Annotated in this window: 5 protein-coding genes; 1 reads left to right on the top strand and 4 read right to left on the bottom strand. The window is 72.9% G+C overall.

Features of this window, described 5'->3' with window-relative positions; translation table 11 throughout:
* Positions 1 to 150: 150 nt before the first annotated feature.
* The 4 genes from ACFXB5_RS32165 to ACFXB5_RS32150 form a co-directional block, all read right to left on the bottom strand.
* Positions 151 to 570, bottom strand: coding sequence for a DUF6479 family protein (locus ACFXB5_RS32165; RefSeq protein WP_385214435.1), 420 nt, complete (start codon positions 568 to 570; stop codon positions 151 to 153).
* 123 nt (positions 571 to 693) lie between these two features.
* Positions 694 to 1,698: a nucleoside triphosphate pyrophosphohydrolase gene (locus ACFXB5_RS32160; RefSeq protein WP_385214432.1), complete on the bottom strand. Its 1,005-nt coding sequence runs from the start codon at positions 1,696 to 1,698 to the stop codon at positions 694 to 696.
* Positions 1,699 to 1,712: 14 nt separating this feature from the next.
* Positions 1,713 to 2,330 carry a SurA N-terminal domain-containing protein gene (locus tag ACFXB5_RS32155; protein ID WP_385214429.1) on the bottom strand — a complete coding sequence of 206 codons (618 nt, stop codon included), beginning with the start codon at positions 2,328 to 2,330 and terminating at the stop codon, positions 1,713 to 1,715.
* A gap of 144 nt (positions 2,331 to 2,474) precedes the next feature.
* Positions 2,475 to 3,158 carry an HNH endonuclease family protein gene (locus ACFXB5_RS32150; RefSeq protein WP_385214426.1) on the bottom strand — a complete coding sequence of 228 codons (684 nt, stop codon included), beginning with the start codon at positions 3,156 to 3,158 and terminating at the stop codon, positions 2,475 to 2,477.
* 83 nt (positions 3,159 to 3,241) lie between these two features.
* On the opposite strand from ACFXB5_RS32150, the gene ACFXB5_RS32145 reads away from it, so the two are divergent.
* Positions 3,242 to 4,705, top strand: coding sequence for a DUF2079 domain-containing protein (locus tag ACFXB5_RS32145; protein WP_385214423.1), 1,464 nt, complete (start codon positions 3,242 to 3,244; stop codon positions 4,703 to 4,705).
* Positions 4,706 to 4,810: the final 105 nt, after the last annotated feature.

Raw genomic sequence — 4,810 nt, 5'->3', positions numbered from 1 at the left:
ATTGCGTCGGCAGGGTCTGTTGTGTATACGTGACTGCGCGGGTGCCGGTCTGGGTGTTCCGGCGGCACGGGGGTCCGCGGGCCCGGCACCGGACGCCACCGGTGCCGGGCCCTCGTCGTCGTACGCGCCCGCACCCCGCGCCCATACCGCTCAGCCGTTGCCGAACGAGCCGCTGCCACCCTCGCGCCAGGTGGGCCGGTCCTCGGTGCCGCGCTTGCCGGAGTCGCGGGTCCCGGAGCCGCCCAGCTCGGACGGGAACCGGCGGCCGCCGTCCCGGTGCAGCTCATCGGGCTCGCGGTGCTGGGTGACATAGCCGACGCGGTCCTCGTCGTCCTGGTGCCCCGGGCCATGGCCCGCCGCCCGCGCCTCATGGTCGGCCTCCTGGGCCCTCTGCCAGGAACCGGCTCGGCGTTGCGGCCGCTGGGGCGGGACCGGCTCACGGGCCCGTACCCGTATCCCCCACCACACGGCCCCGACGCACAGGATCACGACCACCAGCCCGACGATGAACGGCCCCGTCCCGACCAGCAGGTCCCGGGTCACGGCGAGATCCTCGGTGTACGTATCCATGGCGGCCGGGTACCCGGACCGGTCCGGATATCACTCCGGCCCCATGGGCGTCACGCCTTGCCCGGCGCCGTCGGGGAGCCGTGTGTCATCGGGGAGCCTCGTGTCATCGCGGAGCCCCCCGCGTCACCGCCCCGCGGACCCCTCCGCCGCCCGGATCGCGTCGCGGTAGGCGCGGGCCGCCGCGCGCAGCGCCGCCTCCGGGTCCACGCCGTCCGCCTCGGCCCGCACCGCGAGCGCCAGCAGCTCATAGCCGATGCCCGCCCCGTCGGGCAGGGCCACGTCGAGCCCGGCTATCCGGGCCCGGGAGGCCAGCTTGGCGGTCAGCGCGAGCGAGGGCTGACCGAGCGGCACCCCTTCGGTGACCGAATCGCGCCGCTTCTCGGCCGCCTTGGTCCGCAGCCAGTGGCGCTGGACGTCCTCCGGGGTCTCGGCGGCCTCGTCGCCGAAGACATGCGGATGGCGGTGGATCAGCTTGTCCACGATGCCGCCCGCCACATCGTCGATCGAGAACGGGTGCTCGGGGTCGTCCTGGGCGATCCGGGCGTGGAAGACGACCTGGAGCAGCACATCGCCGAGCTCCTCGAGCAGCGCCTCGCGGTCGCCCTCCTCGATGGCCTCGACGAGTTCGTACGCCTCCTCGATGCCGTACTTCACCAGCTCCTCGTTGGTCCGGGTGCCGCTCCACGGGCACTCGGCCCGGACCCGGTCCATGACCTGCACCAGATCGAGCAGCCGCGCGCCCGGCAGATCGTAGGAACCGGGCAGCAGCTCCAGGTCCGGCATCGCCTCACGGCCGGATCCGGCCAGCCGCGCCAGCCCGTCGGTCAGCTCGGACTCGCCCTCGGCGGAGGTGATCACGACGGCCGTGCGGCCGCCCTCCGCCACGCAGTAGTCGACCAGCTCGCGCGCGCCCGGTGCGCCCGGCTCCACCTCGACACCCGCGTCCCGCAGATAGGGCAGCTGCGGATGGTCCGGGTCGCCGGAGAGCACCCGGTCGGCGCCGCGCAGCGCCTGCCAGGCGGGCCAGGACAGCAGTCCGGGCGCCACCCGGTGGCTGGTGGTGAGAAGGACGATGCGCCCGGTGGGGGCGGCGGCGTCGGCGGGGACGGGCGAGTCGGGTGCGGTCACCCTTGCAACGTAACTTACGCCTGCTCGGGGGTACCGCCGGAGGTGCGCAGCCAGGCCTCCTTGGCCAGGACGGCGGTGCCCTGGGTGTTGTCCCACTTTCCGTAGCGGGGGTTCACCCGGATGTCGAGCGCCTTGGAGGTCTGGGTGAACACCTCGTTGACCTTGGAGGTGCCCAGCTTGCGCAGCAGGCCGTTGCGGGTGAGGTCCATCCGGACCGCCTCGTCGATCCCGCCGGGCGCGATGCCCTGCTGGAGATACAGGGCGCGCAGGGCGGTGGCCCCGCCGCTCTGCTGCTCGGCGGCGGAGCGGGCGCGCTGGACCTCGCGGCGGCTGGGGCTGATCCCGTTGTCCTTACCGGCCCGCTCAATCACCCGGAACTGGATCATCCGGATCAGCGTGTCCTGGCTCAGCCGGCCGCTGCCCGCGACCATCTGAGCCGCCTTCGGGTCGCTGCCCTGGGCCTGGCGGACGGCCTTGACCTGCGCCTGGAGCTGGGACACGGTGATCCGTCCACCGTCCAGGACCGCCGCGGCACCGGGCCGCGGGGCGTCGCCGCACGCGGTGATCAGCGGCGCGGAGAGCAGCAGCGCGGACGCGGCGGAGACGGTGAGCGCAGTACGGCGGCGGATCATTGAGCCTCCCGGCAGAGATCGTGCGGCGCGACAAACGATCTGGCGTTGATCGATGGTATGGAGTCGGCGCGGCCTAGGCCACTGCTTGGACAACGATTCACCACGGTCTTGGTCAGCCTCCTGGCCGCCCCCGGCCCCGGCAGGCTAGCGCGCGGGCAGCCTCGTATTGGGGCAGCCGCCCAACACCCGCCGTATCGCGGTCTTCTCGGCCCCGGTCACCCACAGCCCGTAGGTCTTCTTCACCGCCACCTGGTGCGCCACATAGTCACAGCGGTACGCCTTGTTGGGCGGCAGCCAGGTCGCCGCGTCGCCGTCGCCCTTACGGCGGTTGGCGGAGGCGTCCACGGCGATCAGATTGAGCGGATCGTTGGCGAACTCCAGGCGCTTGTCCCGGTCCCACTTCTGGGCGCCCTTCTGCCAGGCGTCCGACAGCGCGACCACATGGTCGATGTCCACCTTGCTGCGGCCCCGGACGAACCGGATATCGCGGCCGGTGTACGGATCGTCGGTGAGCGTGCCCGAGGCGACCAGGCAGTGGCCGTCGCGGAATCTCACGTCCTTCAGGTCCCGCTTGAGGATGTCATCGCGGGTCCCGCAGCCGTTGTCGTCGGTGTCCACCCACGAGCTGCCGAACTCACTTCGCTCGTAACCCGTCTTCGGCGCACGGCCTTTGACTGTGAGCGAGGACACAGCCGCCAGGGCCGAGCCGGACGCCGCGGGCCGACTCGGACCGCCCCCGCCCTCGTCAGCGCCCTTGCCGTCCTGGTCACCGGCCTTGCAGCCGCCGACCGCCAGCAGCGCGACCAGCACCGCCGCGGAACTTCGCATCGGTATGCGAAACCGTCCCTGCAACCTTCCCGCCCCCTTCGCGTATCTTTTCGCACAGACCGCCCACACGATAAGGACCCTGGATGGACACGGCCGCAACCGCTCCGCCCGGCACCGGCGCCGAGGGGGCGACCGCCATCATCAGGGGGCGTACCCGGCTCCTCGCGAGGGCAGGCGTACTGCGGCAGCCGCGGGCCGATCCGTACTGGCTGGCCCTCGCCCTCTTCGCCGCCTTCACGGCACTGTCGGTCTGCCGCTACCGCCGCATGGCCACCATGTCCTGGGACCTGGGCATCTTCGAGCAGGCGATACGGGCGTACGCGCACTTCCAGGCCCCCATAGCCGATCTCAAGGGCCCCGGCGCCAATATCCTCGGCGACCACTTCAGCCCCATAACGGCCCTGCTCGGCCCCGTCTACCGGCTCTTCCCCGGCCCGGTCACCCTGCTGGTCGCGCAGGCGGCGCTGTTCGCCGTCTCCGCCGTCCCCGTCACCCGCGTCGCCGCCCTGCTGCTGGGGCGCGGCCGGGGGCTCGCGATCGGCATCGCCTACGGGGTGTCCTGGGGCCTCCAGCGCGCCGTGGACTTCGACTTCCACGAGATCTGCTTCGCCGTTCCGCTCATCGCCTTCTCCCTGGAGGCGGTGATCCGCAGGCGCTGGTACCCGGCGCTGCTGTGGGCCGCCCCGCTGGTCTTCGTCAAGGAGGACATGGGCGCCACGGTGGCCGCGATCGGCGCGGTCGTCTGGATCCGCGCCCGGCGCGACCCCGAGCGCGGCCCCCGCGCCGTCCCGCTCGCCGTCGCGCTCATGGGCTTCGGCGTCGCGGTCTCGGCGCTCGCGCTCGGCGTGGTCATCCCCGGCTTCAACGGCGCCGGCTCGTACGACTATTGGGACAAGGTCGGCAGCGGCGGTGACCAGACCGGCACGATCCCGTTCGGCACCGCGCTGCGCACCCTGCTGTGGATCCTGCTGCCGACCACCGGGCTGCTGGCGCTGCGCTCCCCGCTGCTGCTGGCCGCCGTACCCACCCTCGGCTGGCGCTTCCTCTCCCACGACGACCACTACTGGGGCACCGACTGGCACTACAGCGCGGTGCTGATGCCGGTCGTCCTGCTGGCCCTGGTGGACGCCCTGGACCGGGTCCGCGACACCCACCGGCCCTGGCTCGCCTCGTACGCCCGTCAGCTGCCCGCCGCGGTGTGCGGCGCGGCCCTGGCGCTGTCGTCCTCCATGCCGCTCTACGGCCTCACCCAGGGCGCCACATACGACAAGTCGCCGCAGACGCGGGCGGTGGAGCGACTCCTGGACCGGATCCCGGACGGGGCGACGGTGGAGGCCAACGTCGGGCCGATAAGCCGGCTCACCAGCCGCTGCCGGGTGCTGTGGGTCGGCGCCACCCGGGACGTACAGCCGGACTACATAGCCCTCCAGGAGCCGCCGGAGCGCACCGAGCGGCAGGTGATCGAGTACGCCGGGCAGCTCCACCCGGGCAGCTCGTACACGCCCGTGGGCTCCACGTCCGGCTACTTCGTCCTCAAGCGGGGCTAGGGGTGTCCGACGGATCGTGACGCCTGCGGCGGGCTGCTCCCCTCCCCGCCCCTTCCCGCCCACGGGGGGCGCGCCCCCCCCCCCCGCCGGGCGCGCGGGCGCCGC

Source organism: Streptomyces sp. NPDC059455, assembly GCF_042750115.1.
Lineage (GTDB): Bacteria > Actinomycetota > Actinomycetes > Streptomycetales > Streptomycetaceae > Streptomyces > Streptomyces endocoffeicus.
This window is presented reverse-complemented; position numbering and strand designations above follow the sequence as displayed.